Origin of the sequence: Kangiella taiwanensis (genome assembly GCF_020005165.1) — a bacterium.
Taxonomy (GTDB): domain Bacteria; phylum Pseudomonadota; class Gammaproteobacteria; order Enterobacterales; family Kangiellaceae; genus Kangiella; species Kangiella taiwanensis.
The window spans coordinates 872,257-891,865 of sequence record NZ_JAHCLT010000001.1; the positions used below are offsets into that span (position 1 = coordinate 872,257).

The 19,609-nt window shown below is 44.1% G+C and carries 18 protein-coding genes and 1 other RNA gene; 14 read left to right on the top strand and 5 right to left on the bottom strand.

Annotated elements, in window-relative coordinates:
• Positions 1 to 168 precede the first annotated feature (168 nt).
• The 7 genes from KFK88_RS04205 (at position 169) to KFK88_RS04235 (ending at position 9,033) form a co-directional block, all read left to right on the top strand.
• The gene (locus KFK88_RS04205) at positions 169 to 2,250 is read left to right on the top strand and encodes a TonB-dependent receptor (RefSeq protein ID WP_396326642.1); all 2,082 of its coding nucleotides are present in this window, start codon (positions 169 to 171) and stop codon (positions 2,248 to 2,250) included.
• A gap of 106 nt (positions 2,251 to 2,356) precedes the next feature.
• The gene (locus KFK88_RS04210; protein WP_345251997.1) at positions 2,357 to 3,013 is read left to right on the top strand and encodes a 2OG-Fe(II) oxygenase; all 657 of its coding nucleotides are present in this window, start codon (positions 2,357 to 2,359) and stop codon (positions 3,011 to 3,013) included.
• A gap of 201 nt (positions 3,014 to 3,214) precedes the next feature.
• Positions 3,215 to 5,371 (top strand): TonB-dependent siderophore receptor, encoded by a 2,157-nt coding sequence (locus KFK88_RS04215; RefSeq protein ID WP_223577404.1) that lies wholly within the window; start codon positions 3,215 to 3,217, stop codon positions 5,369 to 5,371.
• Between the two features lie 105 nt (positions 5,372 to 5,476).
• Positions 5,477 to 6,637 carry a PepSY-associated TM helix domain-containing protein gene (locus KFK88_RS04220; protein WP_223577405.1) on the top strand — a complete coding sequence of 387 codons (1,161 nt, stop codon included), beginning with the start codon at positions 5,477 to 5,479 and terminating at the stop codon, positions 6,635 to 6,637.
• Complete coding sequence (locus KFK88_RS04225) at positions 6,630 to 7,091, top strand: hypothetical protein (RefSeq protein ID WP_223577406.1); 462 nt, start codon at positions 6,630 to 6,632, stop codon at positions 7,089 to 7,091. Before KFK88_RS04220 ends, KFK88_RS04225 begins: the two co-directional genes overlap by 8 nt.
• Positions 7,092 to 7,391: 300 nt before the next feature.
• The gene (gene purE / locus KFK88_RS04230) at positions 7,392 to 7,874 is read left to right on the top strand and encodes a 5-(carboxyamino)imidazole ribonucleotide mutase (RefSeq protein WP_223577407.1); all 483 of its coding nucleotides are present in this window, start codon (positions 7,392 to 7,394) and stop codon (positions 7,872 to 7,874) included.
• Positions 7,875 to 7,884: 10 nt separating this feature from the next.
• On the top strand, positions 7,885 to 9,033 hold the full coding sequence (locus KFK88_RS04235) for a 5-(carboxyamino)imidazole ribonucleotide synthase (RefSeq protein WP_223577408.1): 1,149 nt from the start codon (positions 7,885 to 7,887) through the stop codon (positions 9,031 to 9,033).
• A 242-nt stretch (positions 9,034 to 9,275) separates the two neighbouring features.
• On the opposite strand, the gene ssrA is transcribed toward KFK88_RS04235, so the two are convergent.
• Positions 9,276 to 9,627: a transfer-messenger RNA gene (gene ssrA / locus KFK88_RS04240) on the bottom strand.
• 141 nt (positions 9,628 to 9,768) lie between these two features.
• On the opposite strand from ssrA, the gene KFK88_RS04245 reads away from it, so the two are divergent.
• The 3 genes from KFK88_RS04245 to KFK88_RS04255 are packed head-to-tail and all read left to right on the top strand — an operon-like array spanning position 9,769 to position 12,886.
• Positions 9,769 to 10,560, top strand: a complete 792-nt coding sequence (locus KFK88_RS04245) for a PP2C family protein-serine/threonine phosphatase (protein ID WP_223577409.1) — start codon at positions 9,769 to 9,771, stop codon at positions 10,558 to 10,560.
• 13 nt (positions 10,561 to 10,573) lie between these two features.
• Positions 10,574 to 11,128 (top strand): FHA domain-containing protein, encoded by a 555-nt coding sequence (locus KFK88_RS04250; RefSeq protein WP_223577410.1) that lies wholly within the window; start codon positions 10,574 to 10,576, stop codon positions 11,126 to 11,128.
• Between the two features lie 12 nt (positions 11,129 to 11,140).
• A complete protein-coding gene (locus KFK88_RS04255; RefSeq protein WP_223577411.1) occupies positions 11,141 to 12,886 on the top strand; it encodes a serine/threonine protein kinase in 1,746 nt (581 codons plus the stop codon).
• A gap of 18 nt (positions 12,887 to 12,904) precedes the next feature.
• On the opposite strand, the gene KFK88_RS04260 is transcribed toward KFK88_RS04255, so the two are convergent.
• Positions 12,905 to 13,876, bottom strand: coding sequence for a LysM peptidoglycan-binding domain-containing protein (locus tag KFK88_RS04260; protein ID WP_223577412.1), 972 nt, complete (start codon positions 13,874 to 13,876; stop codon positions 12,905 to 12,907).
• Positions 13,877 to 13,989: 113 nt separating this feature from the next.
• Positions 13,990 to 14,469, bottom strand: coding sequence for an SsrA-binding protein SmpB (gene smpB / locus KFK88_RS04265; protein ID WP_223577413.1), 480 nt, complete (start codon positions 14,467 to 14,469; stop codon positions 13,990 to 13,992).
• A 138-nt stretch (positions 14,470 to 14,607) separates the two neighbouring features.
• Between smpB and KFK88_RS04270 the strand changes: the two genes are divergently transcribed.
• From KFK88_RS04270 to waaA, 3 genes are read left to right on the top strand one after another with little or no spacing between them, the layout of a single operon-like run.
• A complete protein-coding gene (locus KFK88_RS04270) occupies positions 14,608 to 15,042 on the top strand; it encodes a type II toxin-antitoxin system RatA family toxin (RefSeq protein WP_223577414.1) in 435 nt (144 codons plus the stop codon).
• An 11-nt stretch (positions 15,043 to 15,053) separates the two neighbouring features.
• Positions 15,054 to 15,392, top strand: coding sequence for an RnfH family protein (locus KFK88_RS04275; RefSeq protein WP_223577415.1), 339 nt, complete (start codon positions 15,054 to 15,056; stop codon positions 15,390 to 15,392).
• Positions 15,393 to 16,646 (top strand): lipid IV(A) 3-deoxy-D-manno-octulosonic acid transferase, encoded by a 1,254-nt coding sequence (gene waaA / locus KFK88_RS04280; RefSeq protein ID WP_223577416.1) that lies wholly within the window; start codon positions 15,393 to 15,395, stop codon positions 16,644 to 16,646.
• 39 nt (positions 16,647 to 16,685) lie between these two features.
• Here the strand turns inward: waaA and KFK88_RS04285 are convergent, their stop codons facing one another.
• Positions 16,686 to 18,086, bottom strand: coding sequence for a TolC family outer membrane protein (locus tag KFK88_RS04285; RefSeq protein ID WP_223577417.1), 1,401 nt, complete (start codon positions 18,084 to 18,086; stop codon positions 16,686 to 16,688).
• Positions 18,087 to 18,129: 43 nt separating this feature from the next.
• Positions 18,130 to 18,798 (bottom strand): protein-L-isoaspartate O-methyltransferase family protein, encoded by a 669-nt coding sequence (locus tag KFK88_RS04290; RefSeq protein ID WP_223577418.1) that lies wholly within the window; start codon positions 18,796 to 18,798, stop codon positions 18,130 to 18,132.
• Between the two features lie 208 nt (positions 18,799 to 19,006).
• Here KFK88_RS04290 and KFK88_RS04295 point away from each other — a divergent pair, with 208 nt between their 5' ends.
• Positions 19,007 to 19,609, top strand: a complete 603-nt coding sequence (locus KFK88_RS04295; protein ID WP_223577419.1) for an NUDIX domain-containing protein — start codon at positions 19,007 to 19,009, stop codon at positions 19,607 to 19,609.

Consider the following 19,609-nt stretch of genomic DNA (forward strand, 5'->3'; position numbering starts at 1 on the left):
GTACCTGTGTCCACACTAAAGCCTTCGATGTGAAAATTATGTAAATAATCACATCCGATGAGTTGGCTGTTACCGCTTGATTTAGAAAATTTTTTTAGACATTCACACAGTATTCACTCCATCCGTTCTAGCGTGAGTTTAAGTTGATGGAACGCGAATGGAATAATGATGAAAATGAAACTATCGGCACTAACGATACTAATAACTGCTACAGCGGTTAATGCGAATGATGAAACATCGGATACCCTGACAACCGACCAAAGTTACGAGGTCATGGTGATAGAGGGGCAGAGAACCAATCTTATTGGAAGTTCTCAATCTGCTTCGGAAGGTGTCATTGGTCAGGTTGAACTGTCGCAAAGGCCCATGCTTCGGACTGGTGAAATACTTGAAATGGTCCCAGGACTGGTGGTCACGCAACACAGCGGAACAGGCAAAGCAAATCAGTATTTTTTAAGGGGCTTTAATCTCGATCATGGTACCGACTTTGCTACTTCTATTGATGGTATGCCAATCAATATGAGAAGTCATGGACATGGACAAGGGTATACAGATCTAAACTTTATTATTGAGGAAGCGATCGAGCAAATAACCTACAAAAAAGGGTCGTATTACGCCGATGTTGGTGACTTTAGTGGTGCTGGTACAGCTTTAATCAATACTCAAGAAAGAGTTGAGCAAGGGTTCGTCGAGCTGACGTTAGGGGAGGATTCATATCAGGAACTCACGTCAGTGAACTCTTTTCAAGGTGATGATGTGTCTTGGCTATACGCTCTAAATCTCAACTATTATGACGGGCCATGGACTGACATTGAAGAAGATCTTAACAGAAAAAATGTATGGTTAAAGCGCAGTCAGACATTTGATGATATGACTTTTGATGCCACATTAATGTTGTATGACAATAGCTGGAATAGTGCCGACCAAATCCCGAGAAGAGCCGTCGAGCAAGGCATTATTGGTGAGCTTGGGTCTTTAGACACGACGGTAGGAGGGGAGTCAGATCGTTATAGTCTAAATCTGCAATGGTACAACGAAAACTTTTCAGCAAATATTTATGCCATTGAGTATAACTTAAATCTGTGGTCAAACTTTACCTACTTTCTTGACGACGAAAATAATGGTGATCAGTTCGAACAAGTTGATCAGCGAACAATCTATGGTGGTTCGTTCAATTATACATTCCCTCAGTCAGATTCTATCGTTACACATTCTGTCGGAGCTGAAGTCCGCTACGATGATATTGATGAAGTCGGACTTTATAAGACGCAGGACCGAGATCGATTGGGTGTTATTCGCAGTGACAGGGTCGGAGAGTTGAGCTTAGGTGCTTATTATGAGGCAACGGTTCAGTGGACAGAGAACCTAAAAAGTGTCACTGGGTTACGTTACGACTACTATGATTTTGATGTTAACAGTCTATCTAACTCAAACATTAATGGTGTCGATCTGACACAGAATAACGGTCAAGATACTGATGACTTGCTGTCTGCTAAAGCTAGTTTAATTTATTCAATGAGTCCAGAGTGGGAAACGTACCTATCCGTAGGACAAGGTTTTCATTCAAATGATGCTCGGGGAGTGACTGGCAGGGTCGACCCTGCGACGGGGCAGCCCATCGATAGCGTTGACCCATTAGTTCGTTCGCTCGGCTATGAACTGGGCATTAGAGGGTTTATTACTGACCGACTGAATACATCGCTCTCGCTTTGGGCTCTAGATCTAGACAGTGAACTACTTTTTGTTGGTGATGCGGGTAATACTGAAGCAAATGGTGCTTCGGAACGGCTTGGATTAGAGTGGACAGCTTATTATCGACTGAATGACACTTGGTCTTTTGATCTTGAATATGCTTATACCGACGCTAAATACAGTGACGTCGCTGCTGGCGAAGGCGACCAAATTCCTGGCGCTATTGAGCATGTCCTGCAGGCTGGTGTGAGTGCTAATTTTGCTAATGGTTGGTTTATGAATAGCCGTGTTCGCTATTTTGGTGAACGCCCGCTGGAAGAGACGGGAACAGTTTTATCTGATTCTAGTACCTTAGCCAATATTCGCTTGGGCTTCAGGGAAGACAATTGGACTTTTAAAGTTGATGTTCTCAACGCATTGGATAGTAACGATCATGATATTGACTATTATTATCCATCACGCCTGTCATCAGAAGCTTCCGGTGTTGGTACCGAGGATATTCATTACCATGTATTGGAACCTAGAACGGTAAGATTATCGGCTACCTACCATTTCTGATAATAATACTTGCCTTGTACAAAAAATAAGCATATAAAGTAGCCAAAATTTGTACGCGTAACTTTACTTGAGGAATCCGCTATTGGGCAGTGTTGAAACTGAGTCTATGGCTGCAATAAGCACGCCGTCACTCGAAACTTCCTTTCTTTTTCAGAAAGTTGCAGATGATCTTAGGCAGCAAGGCTACAGTATTAATCCCAATGCCTTGCCTTATGAGCTCTCTCAGCGGTTGTTGGAGCAGTTACACCTAATGAGCTCGAGCGAGTTCGATACCGCCGGTATCGGTCGCCAGCAGGATCATATGGTGAATAACTTCGTCCGTACCGATGAAATTTGTTGGATTGATGGCAGCTCTAGCGCGGGAGAGCAGTGGTTGGTTTGGGCTTCTGAGTTACGAGAATATTTGAATTCTCAACTGTTTCTGGGCTTATTTTCCTTCGAAAGTCATTTCGCCCATTATGCTCCCGGAGATTTCTATAAGCGCCATGTTGATGCATTTAAAGGCGAGTCGAACCGAGTCTTGTCTTTGGTAGTGTATTTAAATCCTGATTGGTTACCGGAAGATGAGGGGGAATTGGTCCTGTATAAAGACGAAACAGACCTAGAAGGAACTAAGGTAACGCCAAGCTTCGGTACTGTAGTGGCGTTTTTGAGCGAAGAATTTCCACATGAAGTGTTGCCCGCTGCTCGTGACCGCTATTCGATAGCGGGCTGGTATCGTTTAAATACCAGTCAGGCCGATCGCGTCGATCCTCCAAGATAATTCTATAAAAACAGCTTTTCCTTTTCGATTACGACAAACGCGGCCAATGAGCCGCGTTTTGTTTTTAAGGTGTTATCTAAAACATTATATAAAAAAGATCTCCAAACGCTATTGCAGATGCAAATGAGAAAGGTTATCATTCGCGCAAATTAATGCAGTGTTGCATTGTTAGTTCCCGATGAAGTATTGGAGTTGTGACAAGTGATAACTAAAAAAGTGTATTTTGCAGTAGCGACGATTCTCGGTTCGCTTAACTCAGTGGCTTATGCCGAAGAGCAAGCTTCTAGCGAAGAAGACAAAGAAAAGAAAGCGGAAGTCATCCAGGTTTTAGGTGAAGGCATTGATCAACAAGGATTGTATGTCGAAAAAGACGCCAGTAGCGCTACGGGGTTAGCTCTGTCATTAAGGGAGACGCCGCAAGCGATTTCCATCGTTACCCGAGCGCAAATGGATGACTTTGCTTTGCAGAATATTAACGATGTGTTGGCAGTGACAGGAGGCGTTAGTGTCGAGAAGGTCGAAACTGACCGTACTTATTACAGTGCGCGCGGCTTTGACATCACGAATTTTGAATACGATGGTGTCGGCACACCGTTTGTTTATGGCAACACCTACGGTGACATCGATGTTGCGATTTATGATCGTATTGAGGTGATTCGTGGTGCAAACGGACTGATGTCGGGTACGGGCAACCCTTCTGCAACCGTTAACTTTGTGCGCAAGCGTCCAACGGAAGCGTTTCAGGCTTCTGTTGCTGGCTCTTTAGGGTCGTGGAGTAATCAGCGAATTGAGGGTGACGTGTCGGGTAGCCTGAATGAAGAGGGTTCGATTCGCGGACGATTTGTTGGTGCTTATCAAAATAAGGACTCCTACCTTAACCGCTACAGTCTTGAAAAATCGATTTATTATGGTGTCCTCGCGTTTGACTTGTCTGAGGCTGCGACACTTACCGTTGGTCATGCGAAACAGGACAATAAGCCCAATAGCCCAATGTGGGGCGCTTTGACCTTAAATTATACCGACGGCACTCAAGTTGATTTCGATGCCTCACGTAGCACAGCATCTGACTGGTCATATTGGGACAACGTCAGCTCACGCACGTTTGCCGAACTGGTCTACGACTTAGGGCATGACTGGGAGCTCGTCACTACCATTACTGAACGTAAAGATGACAGTGATAGCCGCTTATTCTATCAGTATGCGTTAGGCGGTTTGAATGACGATAATACGGGGTTGTACGCTTACTCAAGCCTATACAGTTTTGAGAATGATCAGCTATTAGCCGATATCGCTCTGAATGGCTCATTTATGCTAGGTGGTCGCGATCACTTACTTTCTCTAGGCTATAACTGGTCACGCTCAGAGACCGATGACTTGTCGGTTTATGGTCAAGATATTGGCACGCCGTTACCCTCGTTTGATGACTGGAATGGTGACTACCCAGTACCAGACTTTGGTCCAGCCACTGGCGGCAGTGACTTTACCGACAAGATCAATAGCTTCTATGCTGCTGCACGACTCTCGCTTGCTGAAGATTGGGCGCTAGTCACTGGTGCGCGTTCAACCAGCTTAGATTCTGAAGGAACGAATTACGGTACGCCAAAAGAGTACCGTATTGATAATGAGATCACGCCTTATGCAGGTTTAGTCTATGACTTAAACGACAGCATGTCGGTTTACGGTAGCTACACCAAGATCTTTAACCCGCAACGCGAAAAAGACATTAATGGTGATCGTTTAGATCCTGTTGATGGTGAGAATTATGAGCTCGGTGTTAAAGGGGAGTTCTTCGACAAGATGCTGAATGCTAGCGTGGCGATCTTTAGCACTAAGCAAAATAATGTTGCTGAGTTTGCTGGAACGAACCAGCAAACCGGCGAAGACTATTTTACAGCCGTCGATGGTGTATCTAGCAAGGGTTATGAGCTGGATATCATGGGTGTTGTCGCTGAAGGCTTGCAAGTTTCTGGTGGCTTCACTCACGTGGATATTGAAGGTCCTGATGGTGGTGATGTGAGAAGTTTTACACCAAAGAACACACTACGTTTGTCAGGCACTTATACGCTTCCTGAATTTGAAGCTCTGAGGTTGGGTATGAACGTCAGATGGCAGGGTGATATTTATCGCAATCAAGGAACTGCCTCGAATGGACCTAATGCGGGCCAGCCTTTCACTATTGAGCAAGATAGTTATGCTTTGGTCGGTTTAATGGCCAGCTATGAGATTAATGATAATTTGTCGGCGACCTTGAATATCGACAATGTGACCGATGAAAAATACTTGACCAGTCTGTACTGGGAACAAGGTTTTTATGGTGCACCCCGTAATTATCTATTAACCCTACGTTGGGGTATGTAATTCAGTTTGTTCTTGTAGTCGTAAAACGAAATAGCGCGGGTCTGTGAAAGCAGGCGCCGTGCTTTTTCGCATAAAGAGTACTGCTAGATAAAAAAGGTTAAGAAAATGGCAATTAAAAACAGACGTTTATGGTTCCAAGTTCATGGCTGGTTGTCGTTACCCATATGGATTCTGTTTAGTTTTATCTGCTTAACAGGGACGATTGCGGTGTTGAGTCATGAGTTAACGTGGCTGACCAACCCCAACGCGAGAGCGACAAATCCAGAACAACTTGAGGCTAAGCCAGTGTATGAGCTGGTTGATGTGGTTACGGATGAAATCCCTGACGCGAAGATTCAAGGGCTTATGGTTCTTGAGCCTTACTTGGTGACGCCGATACGTTTCAGCAGCCAAGACCACCCAGTTGGCTTGGCTTACGTTAACCAATATACCGGCGAGGTTCAGGAGATCAATAACGGTGTCACGTTTGTAGAGTTCATGCGTTCTCTACACGGATGGTTGTTATTTCCTTGGCAGGAAGGGTATAGCTGGGGATATTATCTTGTGTCTATCATGTCTTTCGTGACCTTGGGCGCGCTGATTACTGGGCTGGTGGTGTACAAAAAGTTTTGGAAGTCCTTCACACAACCGAGACTTCGCCGCAAAAAAGGCGCTCGGACGTTTTTTGGCGACTATCACCGGTTGAGTGGTGTTTGGTCAATTTGGTTCTTATTGGTCATGGGGATCACTGGATTATGCTACTTTATTCAAGCGATAGGCTGGCATAACGGTGCAGATGTCTGGGAGGAGCCTAAAGCTTTGGCCATTGGTGAAGTCCCTTTAAATCAGGCGAGCACTGATGCTCCACAGCAAATTAGCTTTGAGCAAGCAATGGACAGTGCTAAGCGAGCCATGCCAGGCTTTCAACCGAGTTACATTGCCATGCCAGAGCATAGTCGTGGCCACTTCACGATTATGGGATCGGGTGGCGAGATCTTTTATGATCAATACAGTCACCAAGCTTATGTTAACCCATGGACTGCCGAGGTTGATGAGTTGAGAACCCCTGAGCGGATGAATGTATTGCAAACGATGGTCCACATCACGGATCCACTGCATTACGGCACTTTAGGCGGTGTTTGGACCAAAGTTATATGGTTCCTGTTTGGTTTGCTACTCACCACTATGTCGATCAGCGGCTTTGTTATTTACAGTAAACGCATGGTTAAAACCCCGAAAAAGCAAACAGGGGCTAAAAAGCATATAGAGGAAGTAACACATGACTAAAAAGAACAGTAAAGCGAAGATGGGTTCGCCTAAACGTTGGTACTATTGTCTGAGTGGTTTGTTGCTGGTCCTTCCTTTTTGGTATCTCTACCAACAGCTGAATCCAACGTTTCCGCCACCGTTAGAAAAAAAGGACATAGGGCCATACAGTGTGCAGCCTATGCCTTTGAACGAGTTGCCTGCGTATGATTATGGTGACGATTACTTTAAAGACTTTAGCCTGACATTTTGCCAAGGATGCGTTGAGAACATTCGCTATGCTTATATGAGTGTAGGCCCAGAGCCTGCGCCAATGCCCCATGATGCTGATGGCGCTATTCATGGAGTTGGCGACGTGAAACATGCTCATGCACCATTCCCTGAACGTCTCACTGACTCCGACAAGTTATGGGTCACAGTCCAAGATTGGCAAGGCAAAAGCTACCATGCCTACTGGGAACTCTCCGAGCTTTAGACCATTACTGACCTCATAAAAGCTACCTCAAGGGTAGCTTTTTTATTGGTTGAGAGAAGTCGTCTAGGAGTTGTCGTGCTGATTAGCTGACACTTAGACATGTGAAATTAAGAGGCGCTAGCTGCGGAGACTGTGAGATAAGAAACTTAGCCATGCTTTTTATCGGGGTTTTTTGTATAATTGCGCAACAATTTTTACAGCGAGATAGAAATCGCTGGCGCGGCCCCTCGATGCACAGCTATGACGTACTGCCATCGAGCTGCGTAACCTAAATTTGTACCGTTCTCATGAGGAGTGACAATGAAAGTAGGTATTATAATGGGCTCTAAGTCTGACTGGCCCACTATGCAACATGCAGCAGACATGCTCGATAAATTCGGTGTAGAGTATGAAACTAAAGTTGTTTCAGCTCATCGCACTCCTCAATTACTTGCAGATTATGCTTCTTCCGCTGCAGAGCGCGGTATTAAGGTTATTATTGCTGGTGCTGGTGGTGCTGCGCACCTTCCTGGAATGGCGGCGGCTTTTACGTCGTTGCCAGTGTTAGGGGTGCCGGTGAAGTCTAAAGCTTTAAATGGTGTCGATTCGTTGTTGTCCATTTGCCAAATGCCAAAAGGTGTAGCGGTGGGAACATTAGCCATTGGTGATGCTGGTGCAGCCAATGCTGGCTTACTTGCTGCACAAATCTTAGGCTGTCAGCAACCAGAGCTTCTGGCGAAAATTGACCAGTTCCGAAGCGAACAAACGGACACTATTTTAGCCAACCCAAACCCAGCCGAATAGTGAGCCTGATATGCAAATGTTAGTACTCGGAGCGGGGCAGCTCGCACGCATGATGGCGCTTGTAGCGACTCCCCTAGATATTCATATTCGTGCTTACGACGTTGTCAGTGAGCAAGTGCTGCACCCAGTTACCGGAGAGCGCTACGAGCAGACCCTAGAGCAAGCAATTGCTGCCAGCGACCGTATTACTGCGGAGTTTGAGCATGTCCCAGCAGATGTCTTGGCGCTGTGTGAGCAAAGCGGTAAATTTTTCCCAGGTAAAAAAGCCATCGAATGCGGTGGGGATCGCGCTAAAGAGAAAGCCTTATTGGATGGGGCGGGCGTACCCAGCGCTCCTTATGTATTGGTAACAGAACGTGCTCATTTTGATAGCGCCATCGAAGAGCTAGGATTACCTTTGGTCATTAAAACCTGTCAGGCGGGGTACGACGGTAAAGGTCAATGGCGTTTAAAAGCTACCGACCAAACCGATGGTATCTGGCAAGAAATGCAGGCATTTCTGGACAAGGATGCGGCGCATAGCATTATTTGTGAAAAGATGATTCCGTTTGATCGTGAGGTGTCAGTAATTGGCGCGCGTGATGCGCAAGGTAATGTGAAGGTTTACCCTGTGACCGAAAATGAACATACTGATGGTGTTTTGACATTATCAGTTGCGGGTATCGTTAATCAAGACATCCAAGACCAAGCGGTTGATGCGTACCATAAAGTTGCTAAAGCACTGGATTATGTTGGCGTGTTGGCAATCGAGTTTTTTGACGTTGGTGGTGACTTGCTGGTTAACGAAATCGCACCACGAGTCCATAACTCAGGTCACTGGACGCAGCAAGGAGCTTTCTGTTGCCAGTTCGAGAATCATGTGCGTGCGGTTGCTGGTTTGCCGTTGGGCAGCACTGACTTACAACAGCCCAGTGCAATGATTAATGTATTGGGACAAGAAGCGATTCCTCAGCAAGTATTAGCAACAAATGATGTTCGCAGTCATTGGTACGGTAAAAAAGTAAAGCCTGGTCGTAAAATGGGCCATATTAATGTGAGTGCTACCACGTTACATGACCTAGGGAAACGACTTGATGAGTTGCGCGAGTTTTTAAGCGAGCAAGCTTACCCAGGTATTGAAGCGCGAGCAAAACAGTTGATGCAGAGTGAGCTCAGCTAGCTGCTGATTCTTGCAATTTGCACCAGACATAAAAAAGGTCACTTCATAGTGACCTTTTTATTGATAATTGGTGGAGGCGGCGGGATTACTCGGCTCTTCCTGAGCCTCGCCCTCGAAAGCGAGGATTAGCTAAAGCTATTCAAAATTGTTCCCGACAATTTTGTCGAACCCTTCTGCGGGTTCTCGCCCATATCAAGCACACAAATAAAAAAAGCCCACCTTTCGGTGAGCTTTTGTTTATTTGGTGGAGGCGGCGGGACTCGAACCCGCGTCCGCGAATCCTCTGCTTCAGGATCTACATGTTTAGAACCATTGTTAATTTAACCGATGATGAGCCAATGGCCAGGCTTTCAAAGGCGGTCTCGAGGAAAGTTTAACAGTTGGCTGCCGAGCACAGTTACCTGCGAGTCCCTGTATATGACTGTCTAGCTCCTACCAAGGACGCTCAGAGTAGACAGTTAGCCTATTAAGCGGCTAAAGCGTAGTTGTCTTCGTTTGCAACTATAAGTTTTCAGCTTTGATTTTACGAGATTCGCTGAACATCTCGACATGCACCTAAAGTTTCGTAATCCACGTCGAAGCCAATTCGCCCCCATGGAACAACGCATTATAACTGATATGGGGATTGTGTATACAGACTTCAATGATTATATTACTAAAAGTAATTTGTGGGTTGGTTAACATTCCTTTGTTAAACAAAAGGTTACACTTTGTGGGTTATAGGTAGGAGGGTTAATGTCAGAGCAAAATAAAAAACGCCTTGAGTCGGCGATGCTGTCTCATAAAGGTGTATCTCGCGAGAATAATGACGATAAAGTTTATGGTTCCTCAGAGCTAGGCTTATGGTTGTTATCGGACGGGGTCGGTGGCCTGAAACAGGGGGAGCAAGCCAGCCTTTATACAGTTAAAGAAATCCGCAAGTCAATTGCCAACGGCTCTAATCTGTTTAATGCAGTGCATTCGGCGCACTCGGTTATTAAAGCATACAATCGACACGAAGAAGAAGACCGTGGAGCAACGGTAGTTGCTGTGCATTCGAAGGATGAAGCTTATGATATAGCTTGGGTTGGAGATAGTCGTGCGTACTTATGGAACGAAGTAACCGGAGAGTTAACTCAACTTACTGAGGATCATACTCTTGTTCAAAAATTACTGAATGCAGGTTTGCTTGAACCCTCGCAAGTCAAACACCATCCAAAGCGCCATGTTATAACGCAATGTTTGGGAATAGAAAATGATCATCAACTAAATATTGGCTTTTTGAGCCGAGAGTGGGATTATGGGGAGCACTTGTTATTAGCTAGCGATGGTTTGTATGATGAGCTCTCGCGTACCGAGCTAATCGGTGCTTTACGCATGCAGCGAAATAATCAGGCCAAAGTAGAATATATGGTCTCGCTTGCATGTAAAAATGGGGGTAGCGATAATGTTTCTGTCATTCTTATTTCCTCGCCAATCAAGAAAGCGCGGAAAAAGAAGAAAAAGAGCTTTATCGAACAAATTAAAGAATTATTAAAAATAGGTTAAACGTGAGGTAAGTATGTCGTCACAAGATTCGTCAAATAATAAGCCCGACTCAAATAAAGGGTACCGAGAAGATAAGGCTGGGCCACAGGGGACACTGGTTTTTGACTCGAAAGAAGTCGATAGGATGATTGCTGCTGAAATTCAGAAGTTAGAAGATGATGGAACAAAAGTACCTGCTTTATTAGCAACAACAAAACCTCATGCTGGGACTGCATTTTTATTAGACTATGGGAAAAATGTTATTGGTCGAGGGAAGGGCAACAGTGTCACTATTTATGACCCTGCTGCTTCGTCAACTCACGCGCAGATTACTTACTATAATGGTGAGTGGAAAATTTTAAATTTATTGTCTTCTAATGGCACCATCGTTAATGGTGAAAAAATCTCGGAACGAGAGCTGTCTTTTGGCGATAAAATACAGATTGGGCACACTGAGTTTTTATTCACTTTGGTCGATGCGCAGGAAGATGAAGAAGATGATAAGGCTGAAATTAACTGGATGCTTGCTGGATCTTTCGGTGTGGCAGCGTTACTGTTAATTGGTGTTTTGGTCTGGTTATTCCTTTAGAAACCATCCTTCATGTCTGATAAATTAACTATTGGTCGCTATGAGCTGATCGAAGAGATCGGCCGTGGCGCCATGTCTGTTGTTTATTTAGCGAAAGATCCCGAGATTGGCCGCTCCTTGGCTATTAAACTGCTCAAACATGATTTAGTCGAAGAAGATGAGTACCGTAATTTATTTTTACGAGAGGCTCGTGCTGCTGGTGGTTTAAGCCACCCTGGTATTGTCACTATTTATGATGTAGGAATTTGGCAAAATAGACCCTATATCGCTATGGAGTTACTTGAAGGTCAGAACCTAGATGACTATCTTGAAGAGCACGGAACTTTCTCCATTAGCGAGGCCTTAGACCTAGCGCAGCAGTTAACTCAAGCTTTGGACTACGCACATAATAAAGGCGTGGTACACAGAGATATAAAGCCTGAAAATGTGTTGGTGCTGGACGATGGTAAGCGTTTCAAAATTACCGATTTCGGTATCGCTCGTATAGAGCACCAGTTCTTAGAGGGTGAAAGTGAAGACGAGCAGGCAAAAGTGATGGGAACGCCTGCATACATGTCACCAGAGCAAATCTCTGGTAACGAAACCACATTCAAGACGGATCTATATTCCCTTGGTGTTATTTTGTACAAAGTCACTAAAGGAGAGTTACCCTTTCAGGCTGCTAATTACGGCGCAATGATGCAGGCAGTGTTACAACAAAACCCCAAACCATTGAATGCTTACTCCGAGCAGGGTTTTATTTGGCAAAGTATCATTTTTAGGCTTCTACAGAAAAATCCAGATTTGCGTTATAGCAAAACGGAAGAGCTTATTGATGAGCTCGATGCGTTGTCTGACGAGATCGAGCAGGAGCGGAAAGGGATAGCTGGTATCCGTTTTGTTTCAATGCGGGCTCGCTGGGCGATATCACTGTCATCACTTGTTTTGGTTGTGATGGTGTTGGGAATGATTTGGGTTTATAACAAGCAAAACACCTTAATGAACCAATTAGTGTACGACTACGGCAGTTCAATGGTGCAAATCATTTCTAGTGAAACAGCAGAACCTTTGTTGCTGGATGAAGATGTGGCTTTGCAAGCTATTACTGTTGATATTGTTGATAGCTCTGAGATTCTCTATCTCTCGATTCGTGATAAAGATGGGCTAGTACAAAGCAGTAGCCAACCTCAGCAAATCGGAAAAAATTATAGGAGTTCAGATAATAGCAAGCTGATTGGTCGTAGGGGAAATAATCAGATCTTTGAAAATTTGAGTGAATTTTCGCAAGAAGCTTTTATTTTTGATACGCCGATTATGTTTCAAGATAAACAAATTGGTTATGCCAACATCGCCATTGGCCGCAACAATCTGATTAGTGCGACGCGCTCATCGCTTCTTACCATGATCATATGGATGTTTGTGATTATGTTAGCTGTATTCTCAGGAGTGTATTGGCTGGCAAATAAGTTTACCCGACGTATTAATAAAACTCGCCAAATCATCAAAGATATCAGAGCTCATGGACAAGCTGATTTGATCAAGGTTGATACTCACGATGAAGTCGGCCGTTTGCAACAGGAAGTGAATGATCTTACTCATAAGATTGCAGGCCTAACAAAAACCCAACATATGGGTACTACTGACATTGACTCGTCACTGAGTGATTTAACAGAGGTCGAGAAAACTATGCTATTGGACTACCCTGAGTCTAAGTCTTCAGACTCTAGCGAATCAAGGAACGGCGATGCTTCTGACGTTGAAAAAAATGAAAAGCCCTAGCTTTTAGCTAAGGGTTCATTAAAGGTTTTCCAGCTTATTTTGCAGCGCTTTAACCCGGTCTTGGTAGACCAGCGCTAAATCATCATTAGGATTCACAGCTAGGATCTTTTTCCAGTAGACCAGAGCACTCTCAAGCTCTTGACTTCGATAGTGGCGAAGAGCTTTTTGGTGATAGTGTTCAGAAACTTTGTTTCTAGTCGTCGTGAAGAGGATATTATTTTCCAGTGGCTGTCCTACTTGTTGCCATGCCACTAACAAAATATCGTATGACTCATCGAACTTTGATTGATCTGCAAAGCGTTTAGCAGTAATGAGCTCTTGCTCAGCTTTGAGTGTTGAAAGCTCGCTAATTAAGGCCTTTTGGTTATTTTGTGTCAAAGGCGCTTCGCTTATTAGCCCTGAAAGTAACGTCTCAGCGTCAGCTACCTGCTGTTGTCTTTTATAAATTTTTGATTGCGTTAATGCCAGCTCAACCAATTGTTCCTGCAACTCGACGTTGTTGCTTAATTCCGGTTGATTCAAAATCCACTGAATCGCTTGATTGTATTGTTGAGAATCCACTAGCTCATTAAGTTCTGGGTAGGTCTTGTTAGGTTCGATGTCAGAGCTTTTTTTATTGCTGTTTGAAGATTGGAGCTCGTCTGGTTGCTTGAGCCCCTTTGTTGGAAGCTGTAGTTTTTGGCCGACGTAAATAGCATCCGAAGACTTTAATTCATTCAGCGCTAATATTTCTGTATATCGCTGTGAGGAACCAAGGTATTTTTGTGCGATGATCCCGAGCGTGTCACCAGAGCGCACGGTATAACTGTACGTTGGAACGGTTTTCGTTTTTTGCTGGGTCTCTTGTGGAAATTGTAGTTTTGATGACTGTGCAGGTTGCGCATCGATAATAGGCACAACAATATCGTTCCGGTCTTCTTTAAAAGAACATCCTGACAAAACGACAGCGACAGCAATCGCAGAAAGCTTCGCTGTCTTTAAAAAGGGCAATGATAACTGCTTTTGTGCATTCAAACCGTTCAATTTCCTAGTAATTTTTATCAAATCATAGTAGCAGGAATCTAGTATTTTCAGAGTCCCAGCCAGTCATTTTAAGAACTGTGTCACACACTGTGCTTCATAATGCGTTCTTTTGTTTTGTTCCACTCACGCTCTTTCTCGGTAGCCCGCTTATCGTGTTTCTTTTTACCTTTGGCAAGACCAATTTCTAACTTGATAAGTGACTTTTTCCAATAAAGCTTTAGTGCTACGACAGCGTATCCTTGTTGCTCTACACCTCGGAATAACTTCGCAAGTTCATGGTTATTTAACAATAACTTGCGAGTTCTAAGAGGGTCCGCTACCACATGGGTCGATGCGCTGATAAGGGGAGTGATGTGGCATCCGAATAAAAAAGCTTCACCATTCTTTAGCAGAACATAGCTTTCTGATAAATTGACTTTGCCTTCACGAAGGCTCTTTACTTCCCAGCCTTGGAGCGCGAGTCCTGCTTCAAACGTCTCTTCTATGAAATAATCATGACGTGCTTTCTTGTTTAAAGCAATCGCACTGCTTGACGTCTTTTTTTTACCTTTTTTGGCCACAAACGCTCTCTATAGTTTTAGATATACATAAAATTAGTGTAAAGGGATTATAGGATGCAATGAGTTAGGCCTCAATAGTCTAGGATTTTTTAAAAGGCCAATGTTACAATTGCGCCATGATTTTAGGGTGTTTTGACTATGAAAACCATTAAAAGACAGGCTTTACTTCCTTATTCTGCACAACAAATGTTTGAGTTGGTGGATGATATTAACAAGTATCCGGAATTCTTGCCTAATTGCGCAGGCGCTAGAGAGATTGAAAGGACAGGTGACACCGTTATTGCGAGTTTGGCGGTATCTAAAGGTGGTTTTGAGAAAGAGTTTACAACAAAGAACACTAATACGCCTTATAGTGCTATTGATATGGTGTTAGTTGATGGTCCTTTTAAGCATTTAACAGGGCACTGGAGCTTTACCTCATTAGATGATAAAGCTTGTAAAATAGAGCTTGAAGTGAACTTTGAGTTTTCAAATATGCTAACAAGTATGGCTTTTGGTAGTATTTTTAATCATTTGGCAGAGTCGTTTGTTGAAGCTTTTTCACGTAGGGCAAAGCAGGTATATGGTGCATAAGGGAATTCTTAATGTCTGAGTTAGGTAACGGCGCCACACAAAAGCTTATCAATGTCGAAGTTTGTTATGCTTTGCCGGAGAAGCAAACGTTACTTCAGCTATCGGTCGCAGCAGATACGACTATTCAAGTTGTTATTGAGCGCTCTGGGATATTAGAGAAACATCCGGAGATTGACCTTAAAAAGGATAAAGTTGGGGTTTTTAGTAAACTCGCTAAGCTGTCAGATACGCTCCACGATGGAGACAGAGTTGAAATATATCGTCCGCTATTAATTGATCCAAAAGAAGTGAGAAAACAGAGAGCTTTAAAAGCTAAGCAAGAAGCAGAAAAACAAAAAAAGGAAACCTAATTGTTACGCTACCTTTATACTATTATTTATTATCTTTGTGCACCTTTGTTGTGTATTCGATGGGTTTATAAGAGTTTTAAACCACCTCAATACCGAGAACCTATGCGTGAACGATTTGGTTTTGTGGCTAAACAAAAATCAGAGTCAGTTTGGTTTCACGCAGTGTCTATGGGGGAGTCTATAGCGGCGAAAACAATCATTACCGAGCTATTGAAGCAACAGCCTCACTTAAATATCGTGGTGACGACGACCACTCCGACAGGTGCTAGACAAATAATCGAAGGGTTAGGTGACAAAGTGACACATCACTTTTCTCCTTGTGACCTGCCGGGGACAATTAAGCGCTTTGTGCGAAGAATCAAGCCTAAGGCGTTGATTATTATGGAAACAGAGCTGTGGCCAAACTGGCTGCATCACATGCGGAAAGAAAACATCCCCGTGGTGTTAGCCAACGCGAGGATGTCACAAAAGTCTGCAGATAAGTACTTAAAAATAAAGTCATTGAGCACGAGCATGATGCAGTCATTTTCAAAGGTTCTGGCCGTTGGCGAACATGATTGTGAGCGGTTTATCAAGCTCGGTGTTAGTCCAGAGAACTGTCAAACTACTGGAAACATTAAGTTTGACCAGGAGTTTCAGTTGAATGGGGCTAACGGGTATTTTCCGCCTTGGTCATCTCATCAAGACGCTGTTTGGTTAGCGGCTAGTACCCATAAGGGCGAAGACCAGCTGCTATTAGAAGCCCATCGCTTTGTGATTGATGCTTTTCCTCAGGCTAAGCTGATCATTGTTCCGCGACATCCTGAGCGCTTTGATGATGTTGCAAGGATGATAGAGGATAATGATTTCAGTTATGCAAGACGTTCTGATGCTGAAAGTTGGGAGTCCTCGGTTGACGTGCTACTAGGCGATACCATGGGCGAGTTAATGCTAGCTTATGAGTTAGCGGATGTTGCCTTTGTGGCTGGTAGCTTAGTGCCTGTAGGTGGACATAATATGATTGAGCCAGCCGTATTAGGGAAACCGATTATTTCTGGCCCTCATGTTCATAACTTCCAAGAAATTTTCCGAGAGCTAGAGGAAGGTGGTGGTGCGTTTAAAGCAGGAACAGCTCGTCAAATCAGCGATATAGTCATTGAGTTATTCAAAAACGAAGCGTATAGGGAAAAGGTAGGAAACCAAGCAAAAGCGGTTGTAGAAAAAAGCCGTGGTGCATTAAAGCGTACCGTAAAGGCTTTAGTACCTTTTCTTTAATGGAAGGAAAGGCACTAAAGCAGTATCAGACTTTAGCCTTTAGTTATTTAATAGCCATTCATTTACTTGCTCAATATCCTGTTCGGTTAGTGTTCCAACAGCTTGCTTTAGGATTAAACCGTTAATCAGATAATCAAACTTAGCTCTGCTTAGTGAGCGCTCTGCAGCATATAGTGAGCGTGTGGCTTGTAGTACATCAATAATATTACGAGTACCAGCTTGGTAGCCATCTTGAGTTGCCTCAAGAGAGCTTTGACTTGACTCAAGAACTCGCTTATTCGCATTAAAAGATTGAATCGATGCTTCCAAAGTGGTGTAGGCAGAACGGACATTTTTTTGTACTGAGCGAGTGTTTTGCTCTAACTCATGAGTGGTTCGTAGGTAGTTCTGTTTCGCTTTTTCAGTTTGAGCGGAAGTCCTAAAGCCCGAAAATAAGGGGACAGATATGGTAATGCCTGCTTGATAACCATTTGATTGTTGGCTAGAACTGCTAACAAATCCTGGCGGTAAAGCTGGTGTGCCAGTTGTTCCCTGAGGGAATGTTGTGTCTGTATCGCTATCACTATCGGAGTAGCTTACGCGGAAGTCAGCTCTTGGGTAATGACCACTGCGATTACGCTTAACTTCGTCTCGTGCTACTCGTACGTTCATTTGTTGGGCTTTCAAGCCTAGATTAGACTCTGTAGCTACACGCATCCAGTCGTCCATGTTTGATGGACTAGGTTGTTGCATGGCGATTGAGTTTCCAACGCTTTCAAGCTCACTGTAATATTGCCCCGTAACTTCGCGCAAGGACTCTTGGGCATTGATTAAAGCCGTTTCTTGACTTATTTCATTGGCCACGGCTTGATCATAATTGGCTTGTGCGTTTAAAAAATCAGTGGCGTTTGCAAGCCCTGATTCATACTGCTCACGCGTCAGATCGAGCTGCTTTTGCAGTGCGGATTTTTCATTTTGCGTGATTTCTAGGGATTCTTCAGCCGCCAAAACATTGAAGTATGCTTGAGCGGTTCTTAGGATAAGGCTTTGCAGGTTAGCTGCATGGGTCAATTCAGCGGCACGAACACGCATTTCCGACTGATCGAGCGCAATCCATTGTCCCCAATCAAATATCACTTGATCGAGCTGCACCCCGTAGCTCGTGGAGTTCACTTCTCGGTTGAAAGGATCTGAGGGAGCGCCGTCCACCCCTTGTCCTTCGCTATCAGAGTCAGAGCGCGAGCGACTGATGCTGCCGCCAATCTGTGGTAAAAGGCTTGAGCGCGAAATTCTATGATCTTGCTCAGTCGCTTTTAAATTGGCTTCGCTTATTTTGTATTGCGTATCGTTTTGCAGAGCATCTTTATAGACCGTTAATAAGTCTGTATCTGCAAGGCTGGCATTGGCAAAGCTACCAATCAACGCCGCGGCAATTAATTTATATGTGGTTGTCATCTTCATCAGAAACTGTCTCTCTGGTGCTTATTGTTCGGTTAGCGCAGTACTAAAAGTTGAACTGCGGTTTGGGTTTGCTGTTAATTAGGCTTGGAATAACGGTTTCATAGAGGCTTTCATAATGCCACTCATCCTCGCCTAAGCGCGTAATCAGTTCTGCCTTCATGGCTGGCTCTGTGCCGGTGACACAGAATAAACGCCCGCCCACAGTAAGGTGCGTTAAGTACTGCTCAGGAAGCTGGTAATAACTCCCGGTAATCGCGATAACATCATAGGGCTTGTGATGGGGCCAGCCATTCACTGCATCGCCTTCTTCAAACTCGATATTCGTTAACCCTAGCTCTTCGGTGACCGTTTTAGCTGAGTTTATGAATTCTTCAATAATATCGACGCTGTATACTTTTTCGGCAAGGCTGGCTAAAAGAGCCGTGCAGTAACCGGTGCCTGTACCAATTTCTAAAACAATATCAGTAGGCTTTATCGCCAAAGCTTGTAACATCCGAGCTTCTTCTTTAGGCGTCATCATAATTTGGCTATGGCCGATATGAATTTGCGTATCAGCATAAGCAATAGACTTATACTTTTTAGGTACAAATTTATCACGTGCCAAGCCATGAATCTTATCCAATACTCTTTGGTCGAGCACATTCCATGGACGGATTTGCTGCTCAACCATATTGTGTCTTGCTGTTTCGAAATCGGTTGCTGCGCTTGTCATTCATACCCCACTTAGTTAAGGTTTTTGACTCACTATCTCAGCTTACTCTTAACAGTTAGCTTAAAGAATAGTCATTTCTTATATTTCAAACAACACGCTAAGTGTAACAGATTATGAAAGAGTGTTATGTTATTGGGAGTGGTTTTAGTGACCAACCAGTCGCCCAGCGTATTTCAACGAGATTATTTAGGGTAGAGGAATATATCGAATGACCCAATTTACACAGGAAGACATTAAAATATTAGGTGAAGAGGAGCTTTATAACGGTTTCTTCTCGATGAAAAAATACCGATACCAACACCGACGCTACCAAGGTGACTGGAGCCCTGTGGTTGAGCGGGAAATCTTTGAGCGTGGTAATGCCGTTGGTGTGTTGTTGTTTGATCGAGAGAAAGACTGCTTTGTCATGATTGAACAATGTCGTCCAGGTGCTTTGCTTGGTAAGGATACGCCTTGGCTGGTTGAGATTGTTGCTGGAATGGTTGAAGAAGGAGAGGCGCCGGAAGATGTGGCATACCGTGAAGTGCAGGAAGAGGCAGGCTGTGATATTCAGAGGTTAATTCCTATGCCCGGTTATTGGGTCAGCCCTGGCGGAACAACGGAGTATGTGAATTTATATTTAGGCTTGGTGGATAGTGATAATGCCGCAGCGTTTGCTGGATTAGAAACTGAGCATGAAGATATCAAAGTTTTAGTACTCGAGCGCTCGGAAATGTTCACTCTTATGGAGCGTGGGCAGATCAATAACGCTATGGCGCTAATTGCGGTACAATGGTTCTTATTACACGAGAAAACCGTGTTAACCCATTAA

Bases quoted from the DNA above. Each gene is read 5' to 3' on its own strand.
- KFK88_RS04205 (WP_396326642.1), top strand. From the start codon at position 169: ATGAAAATGAAACTATCGGCACTAACGATACTAATAACTGCTACAGCG.
- KFK88_RS04210 (WP_345251997.1), top strand. From the start codon at position 2,357: ATGGCTGCAATAAGCACGCCGTCACTCGAAACTTCCTTTCTTTTTCAG.
- KFK88_RS04220 (WP_223577405.1), top strand. From the start codon at position 5,477: ATGGCAATTAAAAACAGACGTTTATGGTTCCAAGTTCATGGCTGGTTG.
- KFK88_RS04225 (WP_223577406.1), top strand. From the start codon at position 6,630: ATGACTAAAAAGAACAGTAAAGCGAAGATGGGTTCGCCTAAACGTTGG.
- purE (WP_223577407.1), top strand. From the start codon at position 7,392: ATGAAAGTAGGTATTATAATGGGCTCTAAGTCTGACTGGCCCACTATG.
- KFK88_RS04235 (WP_223577408.1), top strand. From the start codon at position 7,885: ATGCAAATGTTAGTACTCGGAGCGGGGCAGCTCGCACGCATGATGGCG.
- KFK88_RS04245 (WP_223577409.1), top strand. From the start codon at position 9,769: ATGTCAGAGCAAAATAAAAAACGCCTTGAGTCGGCGATGCTGTCTCAT.
- KFK88_RS04250 (WP_223577410.1), top strand. From the start codon at position 10,574: ATGTCGTCACAAGATTCGTCAAATAATAAGCCCGACTCAAATAAAGGG.
- KFK88_RS04255 (WP_223577411.1), top strand. From the start codon at position 11,141: ATGTCTGATAAATTAACTATTGGTCGCTATGAGCTGATCGAAGAGATC.
- KFK88_RS04270 (WP_223577414.1), top strand. From the start codon at position 14,608: ATGAAAACCATTAAAAGACAGGCTTTACTTCCTTATTCTGCACAACAA.
- KFK88_RS04275 (WP_223577415.1), top strand. From the start codon at position 15,054: ATGTCTGAGTTAGGTAACGGCGCCACACAAAAGCTTATCAATGTCGAA.
- KFK88_RS04285 (WP_223577417.1), bottom strand. From the start codon at position 18,086: ATGAAGATGACAACCACATATAAATTAATTGCCGCGGCGTTGATTGGT.
- KFK88_RS04290 (WP_223577418.1), bottom strand. From the start codon at position 18,798: ATGACAAGCGCAGCAACCGATTTCGAAACAGCAAGACACAATATGGTT.
- KFK88_RS04295 (WP_223577419.1), top strand. From the start codon at position 19,007: ATGACCCAATTTACACAGGAAGACATTAAAATATTAGGTGAAGAGGAG.